This window comes from Mesorhizobium sp. B4-1-3 (genome assembly GCF_006439355.1).
Taxonomy (GTDB): Bacteria; Pseudomonadota; Alphaproteobacteria; order Rhizobiales; family Rhizobiaceae; genus Mesorhizobium.
In genome coordinates this window covers 169,084-193,596 of the sequence record NZ_VFTG01000005.1, presented here as the reverse complement: position 1 = coordinate 193,596, position 24,513 = coordinate 169,084, and the positions used below count along the sequence as shown (strand labels likewise).

23 protein-coding genes and 1 other RNA gene are annotated in these 24,513 nt (G+C 63.2%); 13 read left to right on the top strand and 11 right to left on the bottom strand.

Annotation, left to right across the window (positions count from 1 at the left end; translation table 11 throughout):
* Positions 1-2 precede the first annotated feature (2 nt).
* The 7 genes from FJW06_RS09750 to ffs form a co-directional block, all read right to left on the bottom strand.
* Positions 3-1,640 carry an ABC transporter substrate-binding protein gene (locus FJW06_RS09750; protein WP_140750986.1) on the bottom strand — a complete coding sequence of 546 codons (1,638 nt, stop codon included), beginning with the start codon at positions 1,638-1,640 and terminating at the stop codon, positions 3-5.
* Between the two features lie 266 nt (positions 1,641-1,906).
* Entirely contained in the window at positions 1,907-3,181 is a 1,275-nt protein-coding gene (locus FJW06_RS09745; RefSeq protein WP_140751152.1) for a lytic murein transglycosylase, read from the bottom strand.
* Positions 3,182-3,353: 172 nt separating this feature from the next.
* Positions 3,354-3,959 carry a recombination mediator RecR gene (gene recR, locus FJW06_RS09740; protein ID WP_040985994.1) on the bottom strand — a complete coding sequence of 202 codons (606 nt, stop codon included), beginning with the start codon at positions 3,957-3,959 and terminating at the stop codon, positions 3,354-3,356.
* A 99-nt stretch (positions 3,960-4,058) separates the two neighbouring features.
* A complete protein-coding gene (locus tag FJW06_RS09735) occupies positions 4,059-5,045 on the bottom strand; it encodes a cell wall hydrolase (RefSeq protein WP_140750984.1) in 987 nt (328 codons plus the stop codon).
* A gap of 217 nt (positions 5,046-5,262) precedes the next feature.
* On the bottom strand, positions 5,263-5,586 hold the full coding sequence (locus FJW06_RS09730) for a YbaB/EbfC family nucleoid-associated protein (RefSeq protein ID WP_140687599.1): 324 nt from the start codon (positions 5,584-5,586) through the stop codon (positions 5,263-5,265).
* 22 nt (positions 5,587-5,608) lie between these two features.
* Positions 5,609-7,426: a DNA polymerase III subunit gamma/tau gene (locus FJW06_RS09725; protein WP_140750982.1), complete on the bottom strand. Its 1,818-nt coding sequence runs from the start codon at positions 7,424-7,426 to the stop codon at positions 5,609-5,611.
* Positions 7,427-7,532: 106 nt separating this feature from the next.
* Positions 7,533-7,629, bottom strand: an RNA gene (ffs, locus tag FJW06_RS09720) — signal recognition particle sRNA small type.
* Between the two features lie 182 nt (positions 7,630-7,811).
* On the opposite strand from ffs, the gene FJW06_RS09715 reads away from it, so the two are divergent.
* The 5 genes from FJW06_RS09715 (at position 7,812) to FJW06_RS09695 (ending at position 10,381) form a co-directional block, all read left to right on the top strand.
* The gene (locus FJW06_RS09715) at positions 7,812-8,231 is read left to right on the top strand and encodes an HIT family protein (RefSeq protein WP_140750980.1); all 420 of its coding nucleotides are present in this window, start codon (positions 7,812-7,814) and stop codon (positions 8,229-8,231) included.
* A gap of 54 nt (positions 8,232-8,285) precedes the next feature.
* Positions 8,286-9,227, top strand: a complete 942-nt coding sequence (gene nudC / locus FJW06_RS09710) for an NAD(+) diphosphatase (protein ID WP_140750978.1) — start codon at positions 8,286-8,288, stop codon at positions 9,225-9,227.
* Between the two features lie 10 nt (positions 9,228-9,237).
* Complete coding sequence (locus tag FJW06_RS09705; protein WP_140750976.1) at positions 9,238-9,543, top strand: Dabb family protein; 306 nt, start codon at positions 9,238-9,240, stop codon at positions 9,541-9,543.
* 161 nt (positions 9,544-9,704) lie between these two features.
* Positions 9,705-9,956: a type II toxin-antitoxin system Phd/YefM family antitoxin gene (locus FJW06_RS09700; protein ID WP_140750974.1), complete on the top strand. Its 252-nt coding sequence runs from the start codon at positions 9,705-9,707 to the stop codon at positions 9,954-9,956.
* Positions 9,956-10,381 (top strand): type II toxin-antitoxin system VapC family toxin, encoded by a 426-nt coding sequence (locus FJW06_RS09695; protein ID WP_140750972.1) that lies wholly within the window; start codon positions 9,956-9,958, stop codon positions 10,379-10,381. Before FJW06_RS09700 ends, FJW06_RS09695 begins: the two co-directional genes overlap by 1 nt.
* A gap of 51 nt (positions 10,382-10,432) precedes the next feature.
* Here the strand turns inward: FJW06_RS09695 and FJW06_RS09690 are convergent, their stop codons facing one another.
* On the bottom strand, positions 10,433-11,296 hold the full coding sequence (locus FJW06_RS09690; protein ID WP_140750971.1) for a prephenate dehydratase: 864 nt from the start codon (positions 11,294-11,296) through the stop codon (positions 10,433-10,435).
* A gap of 10 nt (positions 11,297-11,306) precedes the next feature.
* Positions 11,307-12,035 (bottom strand): 3-deoxy-manno-octulosonate cytidylyltransferase, encoded by a 729-nt coding sequence (locus FJW06_RS09685; RefSeq protein WP_140750969.1) that lies wholly within the window; start codon positions 12,033-12,035, stop codon positions 11,307-11,309.
* A 193-nt stretch (positions 12,036-12,228) separates the two neighbouring features.
* Here FJW06_RS09685 and FJW06_RS09680 point away from each other — a divergent pair, with 193 nt between their 5' ends.
* The 7 genes from FJW06_RS09680 to FJW06_RS09650 all read left to right on the top strand — a co-directional run bounded on the left by FJW06_RS09680 (position 12,229) and on the right by FJW06_RS09650 (position 21,796).
* Positions 12,229-12,909 (top strand): cytochrome c family protein, encoded by a 681-nt coding sequence (locus tag FJW06_RS09680; RefSeq protein ID WP_140750967.1) that lies wholly within the window; start codon positions 12,229-12,231, stop codon positions 12,907-12,909.
* 255 nt (positions 12,910-13,164) lie between these two features.
* Positions 13,165-15,045: an extracellular solute-binding protein gene (locus tag FJW06_RS09675; protein ID WP_140750965.1), complete on the top strand. Its 1,881-nt coding sequence runs from the start codon at positions 13,165-13,167 to the stop codon at positions 15,043-15,045.
* On the top strand, positions 15,045-16,922 hold the full coding sequence (locus tag FJW06_RS09670; RefSeq protein ID WP_140750963.1) for an extracellular solute-binding protein: 1,878 nt from the start codon (positions 15,045-15,047) through the stop codon (positions 16,920-16,922). Before FJW06_RS09675 ends, FJW06_RS09670 begins: the two co-directional genes overlap by 1 nt.
* A gap of 30 nt (positions 16,923-16,952) precedes the next feature.
* Entirely contained in the window at positions 16,953-18,050 is a 1,098-nt protein-coding gene (locus FJW06_RS09665) for a microcin C ABC transporter permease YejB (RefSeq protein ID WP_140750961.1), read from the top strand.
* Complete coding sequence (locus tag FJW06_RS09660; RefSeq protein ID WP_140750959.1) at positions 18,050-19,189, top strand: ABC transporter permease; 1,140 nt, start codon at positions 18,050-18,052, stop codon at positions 19,187-19,189. The genes FJW06_RS09665 and FJW06_RS09660 overlap by 1 nt, the downstream gene beginning before the upstream one ends.
* The gene (locus tag FJW06_RS09655; RefSeq protein WP_140750957.1) at positions 19,186-20,814 is read left to right on the top strand and encodes an ABC transporter ATP-binding protein; all 1,629 of its coding nucleotides are present in this window, start codon (positions 19,186-19,188) and stop codon (positions 20,812-20,814) included. The genes FJW06_RS09660 and FJW06_RS09655 overlap by 4 nt, the downstream gene beginning before the upstream one ends.
* A 40-nt stretch (positions 20,815-20,854) precedes the next feature.
* Positions 20,855-21,796, top strand: coding sequence for a glyoxylate/hydroxypyruvate reductase A (locus tag FJW06_RS09650; protein WP_140750955.1), 942 nt, complete (start codon positions 20,855-20,857; stop codon positions 21,794-21,796).
* A 94-nt stretch (positions 21,797-21,890) separates the two neighbouring features.
* Here FJW06_RS09650 and FJW06_RS09645 read toward each other — a convergent pair whose 3' ends face one another.
* Together FJW06_RS09645 and FJW06_RS09640 are read right to left on the bottom strand one after the other, a co-directional pair.
* The gene (locus tag FJW06_RS09645) at positions 21,891-22,265 is read right to left on the bottom strand and encodes a hypothetical protein (RefSeq protein ID WP_140750953.1); all 375 of its coding nucleotides are present in this window, start codon (positions 22,263-22,265) and stop codon (positions 21,891-21,893) included.
* 74 nt (positions 22,266-22,339) lie between these two features.
* A complete protein-coding gene (locus FJW06_RS09640) occupies positions 22,340-23,284 on the bottom strand; it encodes a methyltransferase domain-containing protein (protein ID WP_140750951.1) in 945 nt (314 codons plus the stop codon).
* 105 nt (positions 23,285-23,389) lie between these two features.
* On the opposite strand from FJW06_RS09640, the gene FJW06_RS09635 reads away from it, so the two are divergent.
* On the top strand, positions 23,390-24,400 hold the full coding sequence (locus tag FJW06_RS09635) for a ligase-associated DNA damage response exonuclease (protein WP_140750949.1): 1,011 nt from the start codon (positions 23,390-23,392) through the stop codon (positions 24,398-24,400).
* The last annotated feature ends 113 nt before the right edge of the window (positions 24,401-24,513 follow it).

Below are 24,513 nucleotides of genomic sequence, written 5' to 3'. Positions count from 1 at the left end.
GGTTATTGCTTCGAGACCGCCCAGACGAAGTTGGTGTCGAAGCTCGGGCCGAGCTTGAAGTCCTGGAGGTTCTTGCGCAGCCCGGCCACTTCCAACTGCTGGTGGATGATGACGAAGGGGCTGGTGTCCAGGATCTTGTGCTGCAGGTCCTTGTACATGTCGGCTCGCTTGGCTGAATCCTTTTCCAGCAATGCCGCATCGGTTTCCTTGGTCAGGTCCGGGATGTCCCAGGCATTGCGCCAGGCGAGCGTTTTGATCTTGGCGTTGTCGGAATTGTCCGGGTTGGAGGCAAAAGTCTGGGCGTTAGAGTTGGGATCGAAATAGTCCTGCCCCCAGTTGCCGATATAGATGTCGTGGTTGCGTGCACGGTATTTGGTCAGCGTCTGCTTACCATCGCCCGGAATGATCTCCAGCTTGATGCCGGCTTGGCCGAGCGTCTGCTGGATCGACTCCGCCATGCCGGTGGTCGGCTGGCCGGTGCGCACATCCATCGTCACCTTGAAGCCATCAGGCACCCCGGCCTTTGCCAGAAGCTCCTTGGCCTTGGCGACGTCGAGCTTGAAGGGATTGTCGTCGATGGCGCCGAGGTCGCCCTTGGGCAGGAAGGATTGATGGATTTCGCCGATGCCCTTGAGGATGGTGGTGCTCAACGCGTCGTAGTCGACCAGATATTTGAAGGCCTGGCGCACTTCGGGCTTGGCGAGCGTCGGGTTCTTCTGGTTGAGGCTGATGTAGTAGACCGTGCCCTTCGGAGCGCTGGTGGTGGTGAGATCGGCGTTCTTGGCGATAGCATCGAGGTCGTTCGGCTCGAGGTTGCGGGCAACGTCGATGTCGCCCGCTTCCAGCGCCAGTCGCTGCGCCGAGCTTTCCTTCATGTTGCGATAGATGACGCGGGCGAGTTTGGCCTTCTCGCCATTATAATTGTCGTTGCGCTCCAGCACGACGGCCTCGTTGGCACGCCATTCGCGCAGCTTGTATGGCCCCGACCCGGCATAGCCGGTCTTCAGCCAGGCATTGCCGAAGTCGTTGTCCCATTTGTAGTCGGCGCTCGGCGTGACGGCGGCGACATGCTCCTTGACCAGCTTCGAGTCGACGACAGAGGCGACGGTGGCCGACAGGCAGTTCAGCACGAAGCTCGGCGCGTAGGCCTTGTCGACCACGAACTGGAAGGTGGTGTCGTCGACCGCCTTGGCCTTTTCGGTGACGTTGTCGCCGGTGATGCCGAACTGGTTGATGATGAAGGCGGGGCTCTTGTCGAGCTTGACGGCGCGTTCGAAGGAATAGGCTACATCGGCCGCGGTGATCGGGTTGCCGGACGCGAATTTCATCCCCGGCTTGAGCTTGAAAGTATAGGTCAGGCCGTCGTCGGAAACGGTCCAGCTCTCGGCAAGGTCACCCTTCACCTTGGAGGTGTCGCTGAGGTCCAGGCGGACCAGCAGATCATAGGTGTTGCCTGTGACTTCGGCCGTCGACAGCTCGAACGCTTCGCCCGGATCCATCGAGATGATGTCGTCGATGGCAAAGCCCTCGACCAGCGTATCGGCGGGCGTGACCGCGAAGGCGGGCGCGACGAGCAGCGCGGACAGCGCGGCGCCCGCAAGCAAGGCGCGAGAGCGGAGAGCAAACTTTTCGAGCATCATGGTGATCGTTCCCTGTCTTGTTGACCTGAGTTCCCGGCTCAGGGCTCTATTATTCTTAGCAAGGCCGGCTGCGGCTTTGACCGCTTACCGTCGTGTTTTTTGTCCAGTTGGTCAACACCCTATTCAGCGGCTCTCAAACCGGCAATGGGCATTTTGCCAGACGCCATATCGGACCAGGCAGGCCGCCATGAGTCGACCCATGCGCCGGCTAACTTGAGCCGCCGATCCGCAAAAAAATGCCAGGTCCATGGCTTGAGAGGCAGCCGCTATTTTAGCTGCGCGACCAAACCCGCATCGGGAAAGCAGGTGGCGGGCTTGCCGTTCTTGGCCTGCCAGACACCGATCGAGCGGCGGGTCTTAAAGCCGGGCAGGCCGTCGGCGCTGCCGACATCGTAGCCCTTGGCCTCGAGCGCGCGCTGCAAAGCAGCGATGTCGGAGCGATGCAGGTCGCCGACCGTGCCCCAGGCGCCGGCAAACCTGGCGTCGCCCTTGGCGATGCGGTCGGCGGCATGGCCGATGAACAGGCCGTAGAGATCGCTGTTGTTGTACTGCTTGATCACATAGAAATTCGGCGTGACGATGAAGGCCGGGCCGCTGCGTCCGGCCGGCATCAGCAGAAAACCCTCGGCCTTCAATTCGCTCGACGCAAACGCCTTGCCGTCGACGCGCCGGATGCCCATCGCCACCCAATCGGAGATCTTCTTGCCCTGATCGGGTCCTTCGAGCGAGCAGGAGACGTTGGCCGGTACCGTCACCTCGGTCCCCCAGCCGCGACCCCGCACCCAGCCATAGTGGACGAGGTAGTTGGCGATCGAAGCGAGCACGTCGGGAGTCGAATTCCAGATGTCGGGCCGGCCGTCGCCATCGAAGTCGACGGCGTGCTTGAGGAACGACGTCGGCATGAATTGCGGCTGGCCGAGCGCGCCGGCCCAGGACGATTTCATCGCATTGACGGGCGCCAGCCCGCGTTCGACGATTTCGAGCGCGGCCAGCACCTCGGTGCGGAAGAAGTCCTTCTTGGTCGACATGAACGCCTTGGTGCCCAGCACCTCGAAGGCGTCGTAAGGCATCTTGGCCGCGCCGAAGCCGGTCTCGCGACCCCAGATCGCTAGCACGACGTCGCCCGGAACACCGTAGCGCTTCTCAATCAGCCCGAGCACCCGGGCGTTGGCGCCCTCGCGCGTCCTGCCGCCCGAGGTGACGGCGCGGATGATCTTCTCGGCGAAATAGTCGGCCGGCGGGCCGAACTCGGCCTGGTGCTGCTTTTGCGGCGTGGTCGGCTTCTCGCCGGGCATGACAAGATCCGGCAGCTTAAGGTTCGGCTTCACGCCGAGGAAAGCGGCGTCGAAGGTCTTCTTCGAGATGCCCTTGGACTTGGCTTCGGGCCAGAGGTCGGTTTGGAGCCAGGCCTGGAACTGGTCGTCAATGGGGGCGGCGTGGGAGGGTGCGGTGAAAAGCCAGATCAGTGCGAACAACAGAAATGCGAGAGCAAGCTTGTGAAAGCCGCGTTCTGTCGCGCCCCCCTCTGTCCTGCCGGACATCTCCCCCACTTGGGGGGAGATCAGATGTCGCGTCGGCTTTCGCCAATCGCCAACGTTGCCGGAAGAGCGTCGGGAGCGAAGCTGCCAATCTCCCCTGTTCTGGGGGAGATGTCCGGCAGGACAGAGGGGGGCGCGAAGGAATACCGTCATCTCTAGCTCGCCCCCATAGATCTCAAAATGCCGTCCTCGAGCGCAGCGCCGCGGCCAGCGTGCCCTCGTCGAGATAGTCGAGCTCGCCGCCGACCGGAACGCCATGCGCGAGCCTCGTCACCTTGACCTCGAAGCCAGACAGCTGGTCGGTCAGGTAATGCGCCGTCGTCTGCCCTTCGACGGTGGCGTTCACCGCAAGGATGACTTCCTTCACCTCGCCTCCGGCGACGCGGTCGACCAGCGAGCGGATGTTGAGCTGGTCGGGACCAATGCCGTCGAGCGGTGACAGCGTGCCGCCGAGCACGTGATAGCGCACGTTCATGGCCGCCGCGCGCTCCAGCGCCCAAAGGTCGGAGACATCCTCGACGACGATCAGCGTGCCGGCGTCGCGGCGCGGGTCGGTGCAAATCATGCAAGGGTCGGAGGTATCGACATTGCCGCAGGTCGAGCAGATGCGCACCTTGTCGACCGCCTCGCCCATGGCGGCCGCCAAAGGCTCGAGCAGTTGCTCCTTCTTTTTGATCAGATGAAGCGCGGCGCGCCTGGCCGAACGCGGCCCAAGCCCCGGCACCTTGGCCAGGAGCTGGATCAGGCGTTCGATTTCCGGACCGGCGATTCTCTTCGACATCGCCTTGATCTAGGATTTTTCAGCGCGGTTTGGAACAGCCCCGACAGGACAGGGCCCGCCATGCTGCCATGGCGGGCCCTGCGTCAGATGCAATCGGGTTCAGTTGGTTTCGAGCGGCCGGTCCTGGCTGACGATCATCGCGCCGATGGCGTCGGTGTTCTCAGGCGTCGACTGGAAGCCCATCGCCGCTTCCTGCCGTGCGCTGGGCACCGAAGTGATGTAGCGGCCCTTGAGCGTGCCGCCGAAACGCGAGGCGTCCGGCTCGGCCATCGGCTCCTGCATCGCCACGACCATCGGCTTCTGCGCTAGGCGGCCGGATTTCTGCGACGAGGCAGCAGCGGCCGTCACATAGGTCTCCTCGGCCGGAACGATTGCCGCCTTGGCAGGAAGCGTCGGTTCGGCCGCGTTCATCGCGACCTGCTTGGCCGGATCCTGCCGAACAATCGTCTTGACCACCGGCTCGGCGGAAGCCACCAGCACGGGAGCAGTTGGGTCGATTTTCTGCTGCTTGTCGGAGGCCATGGCGACCATCGGCTCGTCCGGCAGCGGCTGCCAGTTGCGGCCGCGCTTCTCATAGAAGGCGTTGCCGCCGGCGACCATCGTGTAATGCATGTTCTGGTAGGGGAAGTGCAGGCCGGCGGTGTGGAAATACATCGTATTCTTGAGCTTGGCCTTGCGCTCGCCCTTCAGCACCGCGTCCGCGGCCTCCTCGACGTCGGGCAGCGCTCTCGAATTCATCGGCCGCGTCAACACGCCGGGCGCGAACTGGCCCCTTTCGCCGACGACCTCGCAGATGGTGTTGCCATGCTGGCCCGAGCGCAGCCGGTTCATCACGACCGTGCCGACGGCGATCATGCCGTCGCGGCTCGACCGGTTGGACTCGAAGAACATCGCCCTTTGCAGGCATTCCTTGTCCTTCATCGAGTATTTGTAGGAGCGCGAGCTGAGGAAGCTCGGCGTAAGGGCCTCGGTCAGACCCGACACCGACATGCCATGGGAGGAAGTGGTCTGGCTGCAACCGGCCAGGAGCAAGGGGGAAATGACGATGCCGATAAGCAGCGGCGTCTTCCATCGCGTCGCGATCACCAAAAAAGCCTCATGTCCAGATGCCAGCCCGCCCCGAGATGTGGCAAGAATGAGACTCTTTCAGGCAAAAAGATGGCTAGATGGTTAGCAACGTCTGGACTTGGGTAAAACTTTATGAATGCCTCGAAATGAGCCCGTGAGCATTGCCGGCAAAATAGTTAATATTGCGGCTCGGGCTCAATTTTCATTCATAATCAATTAACTGATGGAGACCGTCTCAGAACGGCAATTTCATTCCGGGCGGGATCGGCAGGCCTGCCGTCAACGCCTTGGTCTTCTCCTGCATCACCTGCTCGACCTTATTTTTGGCGTCATTGTGGGCGGCAAGGATCAGGTCCTCAAGGATCTCGGCCTCGTCCGCCTTGATGAGCGAGGGATCGATCTTCAGCGTCTTCATCTCGAACTTGCCGGTCAGCGTGATGCTGACCAGGCCGCCGCCGGCCTGGCCGGTGGCTTCGAGCGTCGCGATCTCGTCCTGCATGGCCTGGAACTTGGCCTGCATTTCCTTCGCCTTGCCCATCAGGCCGAGAAGATCTTTCATCGGGTGGTCCTCTAAGGTTGTTTCAGATTTCGTCGTCGTCGGCCGCGGGCTCGACAGGCACTTCCGCCTCGGCCTGTTCCACGTCCGGCACGTCCGGAATGCGCACGTCGATGATCTTGGCGCCGGGGAAACGGGCGAGGATGGCCGCGACCGTCGGATCGGCCTTGGCGTCGGAGAAGGCGTTCTCGCGCTTCGTCGTCTCCATCTCGGCCAGTGTCTGGCCGCCCTCCTCCTTCGACAGCGACACCAGCCAGTTACGGCCGGTCCAGGCGCGCAGCTTGGAGGTCAGGTCGTTGAGCAGCATCTTGGGCGCGTCGTCGGTCAAGGTGACATCGAGACGGCCCGGCTCGATCCGCACCGGCCGCACGCAGCGTTTGAGCAGCACCTTGAAGGCCATGTCGCGATTGGCGTCGGCAAGCGCGACGATGTCGGCTAGCGATTTCACCGGAACGACAGGGGTTTCGGCAACCGGCTCCGGCGCCGGAGAAAAGGTGACGGGCGCGGGCTGCGTTTCGACCAGACGCATGGTCTGGGCGCCGCCATTTGAACTGGACATCCGCGCCTGCGCGACGGCACTTGCGCCGCCGCCATTGCCCGAATTTGCCGGTGCGCCATTGGCGCGCGGCGCGCCATTCGGCAGCGGTCCCGCGCCTTCCAGCGATTTCAGCGCCTCGTCCAGCGTCGGCAGGTCGGCGGCATGCGCCAGCCTGATCAGCACCATTTCGCCGGCGCTGACCGGGCGATTGGAGGATTGCACCTCGGGAATGCCCTTGAGCAGCATCTGCCAAGTCCGCGACAGCACGCGCACCGAAAGCCTGCCGGCGAATTCGGCGCCGCGCCGGCGCTCCTCCTCGGAGAGCGAGGCATCGTCGGCCGCGGCCGGCACGAAGCGCAGCCGGGTGACGAGGTGGTTGAACTCGGCAAGATCGGTAAGCACCGCGGCCGGATCGGCGCCGGTGTCGTATTGCGCGCGGAATTCGGCGAGCGCCGCCGCCACGTCGCCTTTCATGACATGCTCGAAAAGGTCGATGATGCGAGCGCGGTCGGCGAGGCCGAGCATGGCGCGCACCGCGTCGGCGCTGACGGCGCCGCTGCCATGGGCGATCGCCTGGTCGAGGATGGAGAGCGAATCGCGCGCCGAGCCTTCGGCGGCCCGCGCAATCATCGCCAGCGCCTCGTCGTCGACGGAAATGCCTTCCTTGGCTGCGATCGAGGACAGATGCCCGACCAGCGCGCCGGCATCGATGCGCCTCAAGTCGAAGCGCTGGCAGCGCGACAGGACCGTGATCGGCACCTTGCGGATCTCGGTGGTGGCGAAGATGAATTTGACGTGCGGCGGCGGCTCTTCCAGCGTCTTCAACAGGCCGTTGAAGGCCTGGGTGGAGAGCATGTGCACTTCGTCGATGATGTAGACTTTATAGCGGGCCGAGACCGGCGCGTAGCGCACGCGGTCGATGATGTCCCTGATGTCGTCGATGCCGGTGTGGGAGGCGGCGTCCATCTCGATGACGTCGACATGGCGGCCTTCCATGATCGCCTGGCAGTGCTCGCCGGGGATCGAAAGGTGGACGGAAGGCCGGTCGACGGTCGGCGTTTTGTAGTTCAGCGCCCGCGCGAGGATGCGCGCGGTCGTCGTCTTGCCGACACCGCGCACGCCGGTCAGCATCCAGGCCTGGGCGATGCGGCCGGTGGCGAACGCATTGGTCAGCGTGCGCACCATCGGCTCCTGGCCGATCAGCTCGGAGAAATTCGAAGGGCGATATTTGCGCGCCAGGACGCGGTAGGCGCCGGCCTTCCCGGTCTCCCGGCTTTCCGTTCCCAAGTTTCCGGCTTCGCTCATTCGCCGTCAAAAGCTCCCAGTACCGCGAAGGAAGGCGGCCGATTCCTGCGCATAGTCTCGCCCGCACGGCTTGGCGCCGTCAATGTCGCGGGAGAAAGGCGAAGAGGTGGGAGGCTGGAACAATGACCCGTTCCGGGCTCGTTAGGGCTGCTTCCTTCCGGACCTGACCCGGTTGGCGAGTGGATCGTCCACCACCAACCTCCCGAGTTCCATATCGGCAATTCGGCAGCGAAATGCAAGGGCCGAGCCGGAACCCGCAGCCGCATCGAAGGCGGAAAGTCTTCAAATCAATGATGGCTGGCAATGAATCGCTTGCAGCCACCCTGCCGCCGCTCTAGCGTTCCGGGTTTGGAAAATGCTTACAACAAAAGTGAAGGAAATGCCCATGCTGCCTGGCCTCGAGGCCGGTTTCACGCTGGACCCCCGATTGGAGGCGGACAGCGAGCAGCTTATGTGGCTTGGCCTTTGCGAGCTCAGATTGATGAACGATCGCCGCTGGCCATGGCTGGTGCTGGTGCCGCAGCGGCCCGGCGTCGAGGAAATTCATGAGATGACGCCGCTCGACCAGGCGATGCTGACCTTCGAGACCAATATGGTGGCGCAGGCGCTGAAGCGGGTGACCGGCTGCACCAAGATTAATACCGGCGCTCTGGGCAACATCGTGCGTCAGTTGCATGTTCACGTCGTCGCCCGCTCCGAGGGCGATCCCGGCTGGCCTGGACCGGTCTGGGGGCACGGCATGCGCGAGCCCTACCAACGCTCCGACATCAGACGGTTTGCCCAAACGATCAAGGCGGCGCTATAAGCTGACCAGTGTCCATTCAGCACCCCTTGTGTCCCCCAGCCCGCCCGAGTCCCTATGAGCTTTCGCCTGTTTGACGCGCCCTTGCGCGAGCCGAGCCAATTCGTCGGCTTCGCCGGAAACCGGATCGACCGTCAGTCCGAGAACCGGGCCGACGACGCGGTCGAGAAGGTTCTGGCCGATCCTGCCGCGCGGCTGATGCTGATGCATGCCGGCCGGCTTTACCTCAAACTCGACGACGGCACCTTCGATCCGTGGTTCAAGGCGGATGAAAGCCAGGCCTTCGAGGTTTCGCTCGACCAGGGCGTGCTGCTCGGCTTCTCCGAGGAAGGCCCCGTGCTGGCGGTGCCCGCCGGCGTCGAGCCGGAAAAATTGCCCGAGACGATCAAGCCGATCGATTATCGCTCGGTCTATATGCAGGGGCTGATCGACGAGGCGGCCGCCGGCGCGCTGGCGCAAGGGGCGGCGCTGCTTGCCTGGCACACCAGCCACGCCTTCTGCTCGAAATGCGGTAACCGCTCGGAGATGCGCGCCGGCGGCTACCGGCGCCATTGCCCTTCTTGCGGCACCGACCACTTTCCGCGCACCGACCCGGTGGCGATCATGCTGACGGTGACACATGAAAAATGCCTGCTGGGGCGCGGCAGGCATTTCGCGCCAGGCATGTATTCGGCGCTCGCCGGCTTCATCGAGCCGGGCGAGACAATCGAGGCGGCGGTGCGGCGCGAAACACTGGAAGAGGCGGGCATCAGGCTCGGCCGCGTCGTCTACCATGCCAGCCAGCCCTGGCCGTTCCCCTATTCGCTGATGATCGGTTGCTTCGGCGAGCCGCTCAACGAGGATATCCAGGCCGACCTCAACGAGTTGGAGGACTGCCGTTGGTTCTTCCGCGACGAGGTGCGCACGATGTTGGACAGGACGCACGCCGACGGCTTGATTACGCCGCCGAAAGGAGCGATCGCCCACCACCTCATCCGCGCCTGGGTCGACGGCGAATAGGAGTGCAAGAATGATCCGTCATACCGTGGTGTTCAGCTTGAAGCACGAGCCGCATTCGCTGGAGACGAAGCGTTTCCTCCATGACGCGAAGAATATCCTGACCGGGATCAAGGGTGTGGGACATTTCGAGCAGTTGCGGCAGGTGAGCCCGAAGAACGACTATCAGTTCGGCTTCTCGATGGAGTTCGCCGACCAGGCGGCCTACGCGCGCTACAACGAGCACCCCGACCACGTCGCCTTCGTGCGCGACCGCTGGGTACCGGAGGTCGAGAAGTTCTTGGAGATAGATTACGTGCCGCTGAGCGCAGTAATTTAAGCGCAGCCGTGGTAAACAAGGTGAGCCGCCCGGCACACTCCTAGCACGGGGGCACAACCAATCACGCACTTGCTATGGGCTTGCCATCCGTTGGTCCAACCTTGCAATTTCTGCTCAAACGCATTAGGTGTGGTTACGTAACCACATTTGGTGAAATTGATATGATCACCACGCTTTCAGGTCGCGAACTCAATCAGGATCTTGGCCGCGCAAAACGCGCTGCCAAGAACGGTCCGGTGATCATCACCGACAGAGGGCGGCCAGTGCATGTCCTCATGTCGTTCGATGAATATAAACGGCTCACCGGCAAAACGCGGTCGCTCGGTGACATGCTGGCTGAGCCGGGGACAGGTGACTTTGACCTGCCGCTGCCGCCTCGCACGGAACGCGCCCAGCCGGTAGACCTTTCCTAATGCTGTTGCTCGATACCAATGTCGTATCCGAATTGCGAAAGGTATCGAGCAGTGGGGCGCATCCCAATGTCGTGCTCTGGAACGAAACCGTCGATCCTGCCGAAACCTTCATTTCGGCCGTGGTTCTGCACGAGCTGGAGATTGGCGTAAGACTGGTGGAACGCCATGATGCCGTTGCTGGCAAAGCATTGCGCAATTGGTTGGAAAATGCGGTTCTCACAACATTCTCCGGTCGAATCCTGCCGCTGGACGAGGCAGCCACCGTTCAGGCGGCACAATGGCATGTGCCCAATCCCAAACCGATCAATGACGCCTATATCGCGGCCACGGCCTTCACCCGGCGGATGACGCTGGTGACGCGCAACATTGGCGATTTCGAGGGAATGGGAGTACCGCTGGTAAATCCATGGGACCACCAAGCATAGTCCTCAACTCATCGTTTGGTGCATGTCTTTGCCCCGACAGGGGGACACGCCTTAATCCGCTACCTTCCACTGCTCGCGCGAGGCGCTCGCCGGATAGACGCCGAGGATGCGCATTTCGCGCGAGAAGAAGCGCAGCTCGTCCAGCGCCAGCTTGACCAGCGGATCGTCCGGGTGGCCTTCAATATCGGCGTAGAACAGCGTCGCGGTAAAGGCGCCGAGCTGGTAGCTCTCGAGCTTGGTCATGTTGATGCCGTTGGTGGCGAAGCCGCCCATCGCCTTGTAGAGCGCGGCCGGCACGTTGCGGACGCGGAAGATGAAGGTGGTCATCATCTTGGCGTCCGGCGCGGGGCGCTCCACCCATTGCTTGTTCCTGGTCAGCACAACGAAGCGAGTGACGTTGGAGTCGGTGTCCTCGACATTCTTCTCGATGATATCGAGCCCATAGAGCTCCGCGGCCAAAGCCGGTGCCAGCGAAGCCATGGTGCGGTCCTTCACCTCCGACACCATCTTGGCCGAACCCGCGGTGTCGCCGGCGATCACCGGCTTCCAGCCGTTCTTGCGGATATATTTGCGGCACTGTCCCAGCGCGTGGATGTGGCTGTGGACGGTCTTGATCTCTTCGCGCTTCACGCCCGGCAGCACCATGAGCTGGAAGTGGATCGGCAGGAAATATTCGCCGACGATGTGCAGCTTCGATTCCGGCAAGAGGTGATGGATGTCGGCGACGCGGCCGGCGATGGTGTTCTCGATCGGGATCATGGCGAGATCGGCCTTGCCGGTCTCGACCGCGTTGAAGGCATCCTCGAAGGTCGGGCACGGCAAGGGCTCCATCGACGGGAACATGTTGCGGCAGGCGGTATCGGAGTTGGCGCCGGGCTCGCCCTGGAAGGAGATTCTGTTGGTCTTTGCAGTCATGCGGATGGTCTCAGCTTGAAAGGATCTGCCTGGCGCGTTCCAGGTCGTGCGGCGTGTCGACGCCGAGCGGCAGCGATTTGACGATCTCGGCGTCGATGCGCATGCCGGCTTCCAGCGCGCGTAGCTGCTCCAGCCGCTCGCGCCGCTCGAGCGGCGACGGCTTGAGCGCCACGAAACGCTCCAGCGCCGCACGGCGATAGGCATAAAGGCCGATGTGATGGTAGAGCGGCCCCTCGCCCCAGGGCGCGGTGGCGCGGGTGAAATAGAGCGCCTTCAGCCGTGTCGCGGATCGCGGCGAGCCGACGATCTTGACGACATTCGGGTTGGTCTTTTCCTCGTCGCGCACGATCTCAACGCCGAGCGTGGCGATATCGACCGATTTGTCCTCGAACGGCCGCAGCGACGCGCCGATGATCTCGGGATCGATGGTCGGCAGGTCGCCCTGGACGTTGACGATCGTCTCGACCCGCTTCTCGGGGTCGAGCGCCGTCAGCGCCTCGAAAATGCGGTCGGAGCCCGATTCGTGATCCGCGCGGGTCATGACCGCCTCGAAGCCATGCGCTTGCACGGCTTGCACGACGGCTTCGGTGTCGGTCGCCACCACAACACGGCCAAGCCCGGCCTCGGCGGCGCGGCGGGCGACATGGACGATCATCGGCGCGCCGGCAATGTCGGCCAGCGGCTTGCCCGGCAGGCGCGTCGAGGCCATGCGGGCGGGGATCAGGATCAAGGTCGACATCGGATTTTTGAGCGGTCGAAAAACGAGGATGGAAAAGTGGCAAAAGGTCTCACTGGAAGCGCCCTTATAGGTGTTGCAACGCCAGAGCAAAAGACCTAGTTTCCGCCCGATTTGACTGGCCTTTCAGGGCAGTTCGCGATACCGACGGACGGAGTGGACGGGACGGTCCGCCGGAAAAGGGAGCAAGGGGCGTATGGATTCCAACGAAGTCAACAAGCTGCTCGGCGGATTTCTGGGAACCTGCTTCATCGTCTTTTCGATAGGCCTCGTCTCGGACGGGCTGTTCGCCTCGCCGGCGCCCGAAAAGCCCGGCTTCGCCATCGAGGCGCAGGAGCCGACCGAAGGCGGTCCGGCCGCGCCTGCCGCGGCTGAAAAGCCGATCGCCGACCTGCTTGCCAGCGCCAGCGCCGATGCGGGCGCCGCCATCTTCAAGAAGTGCCAGGCCTGCCATTCCGGCGAAAAGGGCGGCCCGAACAAGGTCGGTCCGGATCTGTGGGACGTCGTCGACCGCCCCGTCGCCGAGCACGAGGGCTTCGCCTATTCGGCCGGCATGAAGGATTTCTCCAAGGGTGGCCAGGAGCATTGGACCTACGAGAACCTCAACCACTTCATCACTTCCCCGAAGAAGTTCGTGAAGGGCACCGCGATGGGCTTCGCCGGCCTGCCGAAGGAAGAAGACCGCGCCAATGTGATCGCCTACCTGCGCACGCTGTCGGACAATCCGAAGCCGCTGCCGCAGCCGGGTGCCGCGGCCGACGCTTCCAAGCCCACCGATGCGACCAAGCCGGCGGACGGCGCCGCCAAGCCGGCTGACGGTGCGGCCAAGCCGGCCGAGGGAACCGCTCCGGCCAAGCCGGCTGCGCCCGCCCAATAAACAATTTGTCGCAGAGACTTCCTTGGAAAAGCCGGGTTCGTCCCGGCTTTTCTGTTAGGAAAGCTGCATGGGAGGCGACAAAGGCGGCCGTTGCGGTTTCCACCGGCGTCAAATGATCTAGATTGCGGGTGGTCAGAGCAGTTCCAGGTCAGCGGGAACCGGGTTTCCGCCCGGAATTGCATTGAAGCTAGGCGATAGGGCGGCCGTCGTTTCTGTGAAACGGCGAGCGCTCCGGGCTCGCGACGAGGAGAACGCATGAAGGTTGGCCGTTTCCGCACGCTTTTCGCATCGGCATTCGCACTTGCCTTGGCCGCCAGCCTGCAGGCCGGCCTTGCCGACGAATGGCGCACGACATCGTCGCTGATCGGACCTTCAAAATACGGCGAGAATTTCCAGCATTACGACTACGTCAATCCGGATGCGCCGAAGGGCGGCACCTACAACTCCGTGGTCACCGGCACGTTCGACAGCTTCAACCCCTATATTGTGCAGGGATCGCCGGCCGCGGGGCTGGCCGGTTTCGGCGGCGGGCTGCTTTACGACACGTTGATGGACCAGGCGACCGACGAGGGCAGCGTCAGCCACCCGCTGGTCGCCGATGCCTACAAATATCCTTCCGACTATTCGTCCGCGACCTACCGGCTCGATCCGCGGGCGAAATGGCATGACGGCCAGCCGATCACCGTCGACGACGTGATCTGGTCGTTCCAGGTGCTCAAGGCCAACAGCCCACAATACAACCGTTATTTCGAGAACGTCACCAATGCGGTGGCAATCTCCGATCGGGAGGTCGAATTCCACTTCAACCAGAAGGGCAACCGCGAGTTGCCCAAGATCCTCGGCGATCTCGTCGTCTTGCCGAAGCACTGGTGGGAAGGCACGGACGCCAGCGGCAAGAAGCGCGACATCACCAGGCCGACGCTCGAGCCGCCGCTGGGCTCCGCCGCCTACAAGATCGCCAGCTTCAAGCCGGGCTCGGAAATCGTCTGGCAGCGCGTGCCCGACTATTGGGGCGCCAAGCTGCCGGTGAAGATCGGCCGCGAGAATTTCGATATCCAGCGCTTCACCTATATCCTCGACGACAATGCCGCCTGGCAGGCCTTCACCAAAGGCGGGCTGGACGACATCAAGCCGGAGAACAGCTCGAGGCGATGGAATACGGCGTACAATTTTCCGGCGGTGAGCGCCGGTGACGTGATCAAGCAGGTGTTCAAGACCACCTCACCGGAACCCATGCAGGCCTTCGTACTCAATCAGAGACGGCCGCTCTTGCAAGACCGCCTCGTGCGCGAGGCTCTGACGCTTCCGTTCGATTTCGAAACGATGAACCGCACGCTGTTCTATAATTCGAACACGCGAACCCATAGCTATTTCCAGGGGACCGAACTGGCGTCGAGCGGGCTGCCGCAGGGCAAGGAGCTCGAAATCCTGGAAAAATACCGGGACAAGCTGCCGCCCGAATTGTTCACCCAGGAATTCAAGCTCCCGGTCTACGACTCGCCGCAGGCGGAACGGAAATACCTGAAGCAGGCGGTCGATCTCTTCGCCCAGGCGGGCTGGATCATCAAAGGCGGCAAGATGGTGAACGCCAAGACCGGCGCGCTGTTCAAATTCGAGATCCTCGGCTGGAACGACACCGATCAGGTCATCGCCAGCCCCTGGATAGCCAATCTGCGCAAGATCGGCGTCGATGCAACGCTGCGGATCATTGACCAGACCCAGTACATAAACCGCGTCAACAATTTCGATTACGACGTCATCACCAGCCAGTTGCAGCAGTCGGAATCTCCCGGCAACGAGCAACGTGATTTCTGGAGTTCGAAGGCTGCCGATTCGCCCGGATCACGCAATTATTCCGGGATAAAGAATCCAGTCGTCGATGCCCTCGTGGATCGCATCATCTTTGCCACCGACCGGGACGACCTTGTCGCCGCCACTCATGCGCTCGACCGTGTCCTTCTCTGGAACTACTACGTCGTTCCGCAATACTATCGCGCGGTGATCTGGCTGGCCTATTGGAATAAGTTCGACATGCCTGAGAAGCAGCCCACCTACCGGGGCGCCGATATCGATTCCTGGTGGATCGATCCCGGGAAGGAAAAGGCGCTGGCCGCCAAGTACAAAGGCGTCAATTGATGGGGCGGCGGACTTTGCTTCCTCGCCGCGACTTCCTGGCGCTCGGGGCCGCAGCCGCTGCCGTGGCGCTGCTGCCTGGCCGGGCCTTTGCCGAGACCCCGACCGGCGTCAAGCTGCACGGCCTGTCGGCCTTCGGCGACCTGAAGTATAAGCCCGACTTCACGCATTTCGACTATGTCGATGTCGATGCGCCGCAAGGTGGCACCTTCAACTTCTCCCCGCCCAACTGGGGCGCCAACCAGAGCCCGCAGACCTTCAACACGCTGAATTCGTTCGTCCCCAAGGGCGATTCCCCGCAGCGCATGGAAATGTGCTTCGATTCCCTGATGGTGCGGGCGCTCGATGAACCGGACGCAGTCTATGGGCTGATCGCCGAGAGCGTCACGATCTCGGATAACCGCAACAGCTTCACCTTCTCGCTGCGCCCGCAGGCGCGCTTCCATGACGGCACGCCGCTGACAGCCGACGATGTCGCCTTCACTTTCAAGCTGTTGAAGGACAAAGGGCATCCGGACTACGCGCTGTCGCTGACGCATCTGGATGACGCGGCGGCGAAGGACACCCACACTGTCGAGCTCAAGTTCTCCGGCAAGCAGTCGGCCCGCACCATCCTCAATGTGGTCGGGTTCCCGATCCTTTCGAAGGCCTTCTTTACGGCCAACCCGTTCGATTCCTCGCAGCTCAATCCGCCGCTCGGCTCAAGCGCCTATAAGGTCGGGCGCTGGTCGGCGGGCGCCTGGATCGAATATGAGCGCGTGCCCGACTATTGGGGCAATGACCTGCCGGTCAACCGCGGCCAGAACAATTTCGGGCGTATCCGTATCGAATTCTACCAGGATCGCACGGCCGGCTTCGAGGCCTTCAAGAAGGGCGAGATCCTTTACCGCGAGGAGTTCACCTCGCGCGTCTGGGCGACGGCCTACGACTTTCCCGCCTTCACGGCCGGCAAGGTGGTCAAGCATGAATTCCGCGCCGAAACCACGCCTTCCATGCAGGCCACCGCGGTCAACCAGCGGCGGGAGCAATTCAAGGATCCGCGCGTGCGGCAGGCGATCGCGCTCTGCTTCGATTTCGAATGGACGCGGCGCAATTTCTTCTATGGCTCCTATGAGCGCTCGCAATCCTGCTTCGAGAAATCCGACTTCCGGGCCTCGGGCATGCCAACGCCGCAGGAGCTGGCACTGCTTGAGCCGCTGCGCGACCAGTTGCCGCCGGAGACCTTTGGCGAGGCGGTGACGCAACCTCCATCGGACGGGTCCGGGCGTGACCGCAAGCAACTGAGCGCGGCGCTGAAGCTGCTCGCCGAGGCCGGCTGGAAACGCTCCGGCGATTTCGTGCTCAACGGCAAGGGCGGGCGGCTGGCCGCCGAGTTCCTGGTCGACGACGAGACCTTCGTGCAAGTCTATTCGCCCTGGGTCGCCAACATGAAGGCCATCGGCATCGATGCCTCGATCCGCCTGGTGGACTCAGCGCAGTACCAGCTCAGGCAATCGACATTCGATTTCGACCTTCTGTCGGCCGCCTTCAATTTCAGCGCCACGCCGACCCGCGACGATCTGGAAATCTTCTTCCACTCGCGCAGCGCCGCAGTGTCAGGCTCACGCAACCTGTCGGGCATCGCAAGCCCGGCGATCGATGCGCTGATCGATGCCGTCGGCGCCGCCAAGGACCGTGAAACGCTGACCACCGCCATGCGCGCGTTGGACCGGGCCTTGCGCGCGCGGCGCGATTGGATTCCAAGTTGGTATCTGGCGAATCACCGAAGCGCCTATTGGGACATGTTCGGCTTCCCCGAACAGAAACCCGATTTCGGCTTTCCGGTCGAGGCGCTGTGGTGGGTCGACAAGGGCAAGGCGGCAAAGATTGGCAAAGCCTGACTTCACTGTTCGCACGGGGCCCGCCGCCTGATGGGCGCCTATATCCTGCGCCGCATTCTTCTGATGATCCCGACGCTGTTCGGCATCATGGCGATCTCCTTCGCGGTCATCCAGTTCGCGCCAGGCGGCCCGGTCGAGCAGGTGATTGCCCGGCTGACCAACCAGGGCGGCAACGATCGCCTCGGCAGCGGTGGCGGCGACGCCGGCGGCGGCGGCAATTTCGACGTTGCCGGCGATGTCAGCTCGAAATATCGCGGGGCTCAGGGGCTCGATCCCGAATTCATCAAGAAGCTGGAGAAGCAGTTCGGCTTCGACAAGCCGCCGCTCGAGCGCTTCGGCATGATGCTTTGGAATTATATCCGCTTCGATTTCGGTGACAGCTATTTCCGCGATATCTCGGTGCTGAACCTGATCCTGGAGAAGATGCCGGTCTCCATCTCCATCGGCCTGTGGATCACGCTGTTGTCCTACCTGATCTCGATCCCGCTCGGCATCCGCAAGGCGGTGAAGGACGGCTCGACCTTCGACGTATGGACAAGCGGCGTCGTCATCGTCGGCTATGCCATTCCCGGCTTCCTGTTCGGCATCATGCTCATGGTGCTGTTCGCGGGCGGTTCGTTCTGGGACTGGTTCCCCTTGCGCGGCATCGTGTCGGACAATTGGGATCAGCTCTCCTGGCCCGCAAAGATCGCCGACTATGTCTGGCACATGACATTGCCGCTGACGGCGCTCGTGCTCTCGGCTTTCGCGACGACCACCCTGCTCACCAAGAACTCCTTCCTTGAGGAAATCCGCAAGCAATATGTCGTGACGGCACGCGCCAAGGGCCTGTCGGAGCGCAAGGTGCTCTACGGCCACGTCTTCCGCAACGCCATGCTGATCGTCATCGCCGGTTTTCCAGGCGCCTTCATCTCGGCCTTCTTCACCGGCTCGCTGCTGATCGAGAACATCTTCTCGCTCGACGGCCTCGGCCTGCTCGGCTTTAAGTCGGTGATCGACCGCGACTATCCGGTGGTGTTCGCCACCCTCTACATCTTCTCGCTGCTCGGCCTGTTCGTCGGCCTTCTGTCCGACCTGATCTACACCTGGGTCGATCCGCGCATCGACTTCGAGCGGAGAGACATCTGATGGCCGAGGCCGCGATCGAAAGCGCCCCGGTGCGGCCCCGCAGGCCATTTCTGTCGCCGCTCAACCAGAGGCGGTTGCAGAATTTCAAAGCCAACCGGCGGGGCTACTGGTCGCTCTGGATCTTCCTGTTCCTGTTCGTGCTGTCGCTGTTTTCCGAGCTGATCGCCAACGACAAGCCGATCATCGCCTCCTACAAGGGCGAGATCCTGTTTCCGGTCCTGGTCGCCTATCCGGAAGAGAAGTTCGGCGGTTTCTATGCCGTCACCGACTATCGCGATCCGGTGATCCAGGACGAGATCAACTCCAATGGCTGGATGATCTGGCCGCCGGTCCGCTACTCCTATCAGACGGTCAACAACGCCATTCCGGAACCGGCGCCGGCAAAGCCGTCCTGGCTTTACGACAAGACGAAGCGCTGCAGCCAGTATCCGAAAGGCGAGGCCGACGAGAACTGCACCGTCGGCAACTGGAACTGGCTGGGCACGGACGACCAAGCCCGCGACGTGCTGGCGCGCGTGCTCTACGGCTTCCGGATCTCGGTTCTGTTCGGCCTGATCCTGACGCTTGGCTCCTCGCTGATCGGCGTCGCGGCCGGCGCGGTGCAAGGCTATTTCGGCGGCTGGACCGACCTTCTCTTCCAGCGCTTCATCGAGATCTGGTCGGCGATCCCGGTGCTCTATCTGCTGCTCATCATCTCGGCCATCCTGCCGCCCGGCTTCTTCATCCTGCTCGGCCTGATGCTGCTATTCTCCTGGGTGGCGCTGGTCGGCGTGGTGCGGGCCGAATTCCTGCGCGCCCGCAACTTCGAATATGTCAACGCGGCGCGGGCGCTCGGCGTGCCAAACCTCACCATCATGTTCCGGCATCTGTTGCCGAACGCCATGGTGGCGACGCTGACCTTCCTGCCCTTCCTGCTCAGTGGCTCGATCTCGACGCTGACCTCGCTCGACTATCTCGGCTTCGGCCTGCCGCCCGGCTCGGCCTCGCTCGGCGAGCTGCTGAAGCAGGCGCAGCGCAATCTCAACGCCCCCTGGCTCGGCATTTCCGGCTTCATCGTGATTTCGCTGATGCTGTCCCTGCTGGTCTTCATCGGCGAGGCGACGCGCGACGCCTTCGATCCGCGCAAGACGTTCAAATGAGCAAAGCCCTGCTGTCAGTCGAAGATCTGAGCGTCGCCTTCGCGCAAGGCGGCAAGCAATCGATCGCCGTCGATCATATCTCATTCGACATCGCCAAAGGCGAGACGCTAGCCCTGGTGGGCGAATCCGGCTCGGGCAAATCGGTCTCGGCGCTGTCGGTGCTGAAGCTCCTGCCCTATCCCGCCGCCAGCCACCCCTCGGGCAGGATCCTGTTCGGCGGCGCCGACCTGCTCGCCATGAACGAGAAGGCGTTGCGCGGCGTGCGCGGCAACAAGATCACCATGATCTTCCAGGAGCCGATGACCTCGCTCAACCCGCTGCACACGATCGAGCAGCAGATCGTCGAGGTGCTGCAACTGCATCAGGGCCTGCGCGACGCACCGGCGCGCGCGCGGACGCTGGAGCTGCTCACCGAGGTCGGCATCCGGGATCCGCAAAAGCGCCTCGACGCCTATCCGCATCAGCTCTCCGGCGGCCAGCGCCAGCGCGTCATGATCGCCATGGCCTTGGCCAACGAGCCGGAGCTTTTGATCGCCGACGAGCCGACGACGGCGCTCGACGTCACCGTGCAGGCGCAGATCCTGGAGCTGCTGGCCAAGTTGAAAGCCCGCAAGGGCATGTCGCTCCTGTTCATCACGCATGATCTCGGCATCGTGCGCAGGATTGCCGACCGCGTCTGTGTCATGACCAAGGGCAAGATCGTCGAGAGCGGCCCCACCAGGGAAATCTTTACCAACCCGCAGCACGACTACACCAAGCATCTGCTGGCCGCCGAGCCGAAGGGCAAGCCGCCCGCAGCCAACCCGGGCGCCAAATCCGTCATGACGGGCAAGGACATCAAGGTCTGGTTCCCCATCAAGAAGGGCTTCTTCCGCAAGACCGTCGACTATGTGAAGGCCGTGGACGGCATCGACGTCACGGTGCGGGCCGGCCAGACGCTGGGCGTGGTCGGCGAATCCGGCTCGGGCAAGACGACGTTGGGCCTGGCGCTCGCGCGGATGATCTCCTCGACCGGCACGATCAATTTCAACGGACGCGACATCAACCAGCTCTCCTTCGGCGCCATGCGGCCGCTGCGACGCGAATTACAGATCGTCTTCCAGGATCCGTTCGGATCGCTCAGCCCGCGTCTCTCGGTCTCCGAGATCATCGAGGAAGGGCTGAAGATCCACGAACCGAAGCTCTCGGCCGACCAGCGCGACGACAAGGTGGTCGCCGTGCTGAAGGAGGTCGGCCTCGATCCCGAAACGCGCCACCGCTACCCGCACGAGTTTTCCGGCGGCCAGCGCCAGCGCGTCGCCATTGCCCGCGCCATGGTGCTCAACCCGCGCTTCGTCATGCTCGACGAGCCGACCTCGGCGCTCGACATGAGCGTGCAGGCGCAGGTGGTCGATCTTTTGCGCAGCCTGCAGGCCAAGCACAACCTCGCTTATCTCTTCATCAGCCACGACCTCAAGGTCGTCCGCGCCCTTGCCAACGACGTCATCGTCATGCGCAATGGCCAGATCGTCGAGGCGGGACCTTCCGAGCAGATTTTCAGCAGCCCGCAAACCGACTATACGCGGGCGCTGATGGCGGCGGCCTTCAAGATCGAGACCGCACCGACCGGCGTGGTCAGCGAGTAACCGGCCCGCACTGGCGAAACAGGGAAGAAAAAATCCGAGAATGGAAAAAGGCAAAATCCTCCTTGCCCTCACGGGCATCCACCCGCAGCGCTGGCACGAGTTGCTCTCGGCCGAGCGCGAGGTCGTGCTGGAGCCGAACGGCGCCGACGATCCGTCGATCACCTATGCGGTGGTGTGGAAGCAGAAGCCAAACCTTCTCAAATCGCTGCCCAATCTGCGCGCCATCTTCTCGATCGGCGCCGGCGTCGACCACGTCTTTGCCGATCCCGGCCTGCCCGACGTGCCGATCGTCAAGGTCGTCGCCGACAATCTTACCCAGCACATGGTCGAATATGTCGTCTGGCGCGTGCTCGACCACCATCGCCAGGCCTCGCTTTACCGGGCCCAGCAGCAGAAGAAGATTTGGCACGAGCCGCCACAACGGGTGGCCGGCGACGTCTCCGTCGGCATCATGGGGCTTGGCAGTCTCGGCCGCGCCGCGGCTTCGGCGTTGTTGTCGCTCGGCTTCGCCGTCAACGGATGGTCGCGCAGCGAGCGGCCGATGAAGGGTGTTTCGACCTATGCCGGCGAGGCGGGGCTGATCCCGTTCCTTAACGCCACCGATATCCTGGTCGTGCTCTTGCCGCTGACGCCGCAGACCCAAGGCATCGTCAATTACGGGCTGCTCAAGGAACTGCGCCGGCGCAACGGCCTCGGCGGCGCCGTGCTGATCAATGCCGGGCGCGGCCGCCTGCAGAAGGATGCCGACATTTTGCGCGCGCTGGACGACGGCACGCTGAAGGAAGCGAGCCTCGACGTGTTCGAAGTCGAGCCGCTGCCGAAGACCAGCCCGCTGTGGAGCCATCCGAAAGTGTTCGTCACGCCGCATGCGGCGGCGACGTCGGATCCGACTCACCTGGTGCCCATCATGCTGCGCCAGATGGCAGCTTACGAGCGCGGCGAGAAGCTCGAGAACCTGGTCGACCGAGAGGCGGGGTATTAGTTCCCCGACACGGGGATTTTGAAGGTTGCCGTTTGGCTGCTCCGCAATGATCTCGTCCGCAATTGCGTCAAGAGAAGCGCGGCAAAAAGCCTGCTCAGGATGGCTTCGAGCCGGGGAGCCCGAACGTCTCCTTCTTCTTCGGCTTGCCACAGTCGCGGCGCTCGATCGAGCGGTTCATGGCGTCGATCTCGCCGCTTGCCTTGTTGCTGTCGCGCTGCGCCTTGGAGCGCGTGTCAGGAATGAACGGGCCGAAGCCCATCGCCGGATTGGAGAAGCTCGGCTTGGCGGTGACGGGCAGATTGTTTTGCCGCGCCAGTTGATTGCGCTGCGCCAGCAATTGGTCGCAAGGCACATCGTCATATTGCAATGAGGATTGGACGTCCTCGTCCTGTCGCTCGGCCATCGACGTGCCGCCGACACAGCCGGTGACCGTCAGGCAAGATGCCAACACAACCATGGTCCAGCGCATGGATTTCTCCCAGTGATGTCTGCCCCGCGCCACCCGGACCATGCCATTCAGGCTTTTTCACAGCAAGGTCCCGATCACACGGGTGCCGGCTTCCCCACCTCGGCAGATGCAGCGGGGAAGCCAGCCACGATGGCCAAGCCTTCGACCGGATCGCGCCGGTCGTGCCGGACAATCATGCTCTCCAGCGACAGGACCGCAAGGCCGTTGGCCGCGAGCAATCGCCGCGCATAGCCCTCGGAGTGGCCATAACGCCGCGACGGCGAAAGGGCGAAATCGCCGTCGTCGGCAAGCGTCTCGAGCGAAAAGGCAAACAGGCCGTCCTCGGCGAGCATACCGGCAACGGCGCCGACGATTCGGTCAAGCGCGCCCAGATAGATGAACACGTCGGCCGCGACCACGAGGTCGGCCCTGTCGCCGGTATAGGAGAAATGCTGAAGGTCGGCCTTGGTCAGCCGGTCGTAGATGCCCTTGGCTTTCGCCTTCCCCAGCATGCCAGCCGAGATGTCGCAGCCCTCCAGCCGGTCGACGAAAGGGCGCAGCCTTTCGCCCATCAGCCCGGTACCGCAGCCGAGGTCAAGGGCCAGTCGAAACCGGCCGGGCCGTGCCTTGCTTATGGCGCGCCAGAGAAAATCCGGCAGCCCATAGCCGAGCTTCCTGACAAGCGAGTCCTCGAAACTGTCGGCATAGTGATCGAACAAAGTCTCGACAAAGGCGCTGGGCGGCGCAGCGGCGGCAGGCGCCTTGCCGATCAGTTGAAGCTTCAGCGTGGCGCCAAGGCGGTCCGCGGGCTCCAGCTTCAGCGCCATGGCCCAGGCTTGCGCCGCCTGATCGAGCAGGCCGGCCGCCTCCTGCATCTCGCCGAGGCGAAACCAGCCCGCGGCCCAGCGCGGCGCGAGCTCCAGCGCGCCGAGCAGAAGCTCGGCTGCCTGCGCGGGCTCGCCCGAGACGAGCAGCATCTCGGCGAAATCGGCGCGACGGTCGGCATTCAAATCGCCCGACGGGGCCTGGAGCGGTTTCATGCGTAAGGGATCCCACCGGCGAGGCTGGCCGGCGGGGTTTAGGACGAGTCAGCAGTCTCTTGCAACAGGCTTCCCGCGGCCAATTTAGCCACTATGTTCAAAGCCATGCGCGCCAGCGACCTGCTCAAACCGCGGCCGGAGGGCCTCTACTGCCCGCCCGGCGATTTCTTCATCGACCCGGTGCGGCCGGTCGGCCACGCGCTGATCACGCACGGCCATTCCGACCATGCGCGCTCCGGCCACCGCTCGGTGCTGGCCACCCAAGAGACGCTCGACATCATGGGGCTGCGTTGTGGCGAGCATTTCGCCGGCACGACGCAGGCGGCCGCGCTCGGCGAAACACTCGATATCAACGGCGTCGCCGTCACCTTCCATCCGGCCGGACATGTGCTTGGCTCGGCGCAGATCTGCGTCGAGCATGGAGGCATGCGTATCGTCGCCTCCGGCGACTACAAGCGGCAGAAGGACGCCACCTGCCTGCCGTTCGAACCCATCCCGTGCGATGTCTTCATCACCGAAGCGACCTTCGGCCTGCCGGTGTTCCGCCATCCGCCGGACCATGAGGAGATCGCGCGCGTGCTCAAATCGGCGGCGCAGTTTCCCGAACGCTCGCACCTGATCGGCGCCTACGCGCTCGGCAAGGCGCAGCGCGTGATGCGGCTGCTGCGCGATGCCGGCTACGACAGGCCGATCTACATCCATGGCGCGCTGGCGAAGCTCAGCGAATATTATCAAAACCAGGGCATCGATCTCGGCCAGTTGGAGCCGGCGACGGTCGAGAGCGGCAGCAAGGCCGATTTCGCCGGCGCCATCGTCGTCGGCCCACCATCCGCCTTCGCCGATCGCTGGGCGCGGCGTTTCCCCGACCCGATCTCCTGCTTCGCCTCGGGATGGATGCGCATTCGCCAGCGCGCCAAGCAAGGCGGCGTCGAGCTGCCGCTGATCATTTCCGACCACGCCGATTGGGACGAGCTGATCATCACCATCAAGGAAACCGGCGCGGAGGAAATCTGGGTCACGCATGGCCGCGAGGAAGCGCTGGTGCGCTGGTGCGAACTGGAGGGCATCGCGGCGAGGCCGCTGCATCTCGTTGGCTATGAGGACGAGGGCGATTGATGGATCATAGTTCGCCAAGCGCCGTCGCAGCGCTCTACGGCGCCCCCCTCTGGCCTGCCGGCCATCTCCCCCACTTGGGGGGAGATCAGACGTCGCGCCGGCTTTCGCCAGTC

Excerpts from the sequence above, each read along its gene's own strand:
- FJW06_RS09635 (WP_140750949.1), top strand. The coding sequence starts at position 23,390 with ATGCGCGCCAGCGACCTGCTCAAACCGCGGCCGGAGGGCCTCTACTGC.
- FJW06_RS09695 (WP_140750972.1), top strand. The coding sequence starts at position 9,956 with ATGCTGTTGCTCGATACCAATGTCGTATCCGAATTGCGAAAGGTATCG.
- FJW06_RS09705 (WP_140750976.1), top strand. The coding sequence starts at position 9,238 with ATGATCCGTCATACCGTGGTGTTCAGCTTGAAGCACGAGCCGCATTCG.
- FJW06_RS09665 (WP_140750961.1), top strand. The coding sequence starts at position 16,953 with ATGGGCGCCTATATCCTGCGCCGCATTCTTCTGATGATCCCGACGCTG.
- FJW06_RS09655 (WP_140750957.1), top strand. The coding sequence starts at position 19,186 with ATGAGCAAAGCCCTGCTGTCAGTCGAAGATCTGAGCGTCGCCTTCGCG.
- FJW06_RS09640 (WP_140750951.1), bottom strand. The coding sequence starts at position 23,284 with ATGAAACCGCTCCAGGCCCCGTCGGGCGATTTGAATGCCGACCGTCGC.
- FJW06_RS09745 (WP_140751152.1), bottom strand. The coding sequence starts at position 3,181 with ATGTCCGGCAGGACAGAGGGGGGCGCGACAGAACGCGGCTTTCACAAG.
- FJW06_RS09675 (WP_140750965.1), top strand. The coding sequence starts at position 13,165 with ATGAAGGTTGGCCGTTTCCGCACGCTTTTCGCATCGGCATTCGCACTT.
- FJW06_RS09680 (WP_140750967.1), top strand. The coding sequence starts at position 12,229 with ATGGATTCCAACGAAGTCAACAAGCTGCTCGGCGGATTTCTGGGAACC.
- FJW06_RS09645 (WP_140750953.1), bottom strand. The coding sequence starts at position 22,265 with ATGCGCTGGACCATGGTTGTGTTGGCATCTTGCCTGACGGTCACCGGC.
- FJW06_RS09750 (WP_140750986.1), bottom strand. The coding sequence starts at position 1,640 with ATGATGCTCGAAAAGTTTGCTCTCCGCTCTCGCGCCTTGCTTGCGGGC.
- FJW06_RS09715 (WP_140750980.1), top strand. The coding sequence starts at position 7,812 with ATGCTGCCTGGCCTCGAGGCCGGTTTCACGCTGGACCCCCGATTGGAG.
- recR (WP_040985994.1), bottom strand. The coding sequence starts at position 3,959 with ATGTCGAAGAGAATCGCCGGTCCGGAAATCGAACGCCTGATCCAGCTC.
- FJW06_RS09685 (WP_140750969.1), bottom strand. The coding sequence starts at position 12,035 with ATGTCGACCTTGATCCTGATCCCCGCCCGCATGGCCTCGACGCGCCTG.
- FJW06_RS09670 (WP_140750963.1), top strand. The coding sequence starts at position 15,045 with ATGGGGCGGCGGACTTTGCTTCCTCGCCGCGACTTCCTGGCGCTCGGG.
- FJW06_RS09730 (WP_140687599.1), bottom strand. The coding sequence starts at position 5,586 with ATGAAAGATCTTCTCGGCCTGATGGGCAAGGCGAAGGAAATGCAGGCC.
- FJW06_RS09700 (WP_140750974.1), top strand. The coding sequence starts at position 9,705 with ATGATCACCACGCTTTCAGGTCGCGAACTCAATCAGGATCTTGGCCGC.
- FJW06_RS09650 (WP_140750955.1), top strand. The coding sequence starts at position 20,855 with ATGGAAAAAGGCAAAATCCTCCTTGCCCTCACGGGCATCCACCCGCAG.
- nudC (WP_140750978.1), top strand. The coding sequence starts at position 8,286 with ATGAGCTTTCGCCTGTTTGACGCGCCCTTGCGCGAGCCGAGCCAATTC.
- FJW06_RS09690 (WP_140750971.1), bottom strand. The coding sequence starts at position 11,296 with ATGACTGCAAAGACCAACAGAATCTCCTTCCAGGGCGAGCCCGGCGCC.
- FJW06_RS09660 (WP_140750959.1), top strand. The coding sequence starts at position 18,050 with ATGGCCGAGGCCGCGATCGAAAGCGCCCCGGTGCGGCCCCGCAGGCCA.
- FJW06_RS09725 (WP_140750982.1), bottom strand. The coding sequence starts at position 7,426 with ATGAGCGAAGCCGGAAACTTGGGAACGGAAAGCCGGGAGACCGGGAAG.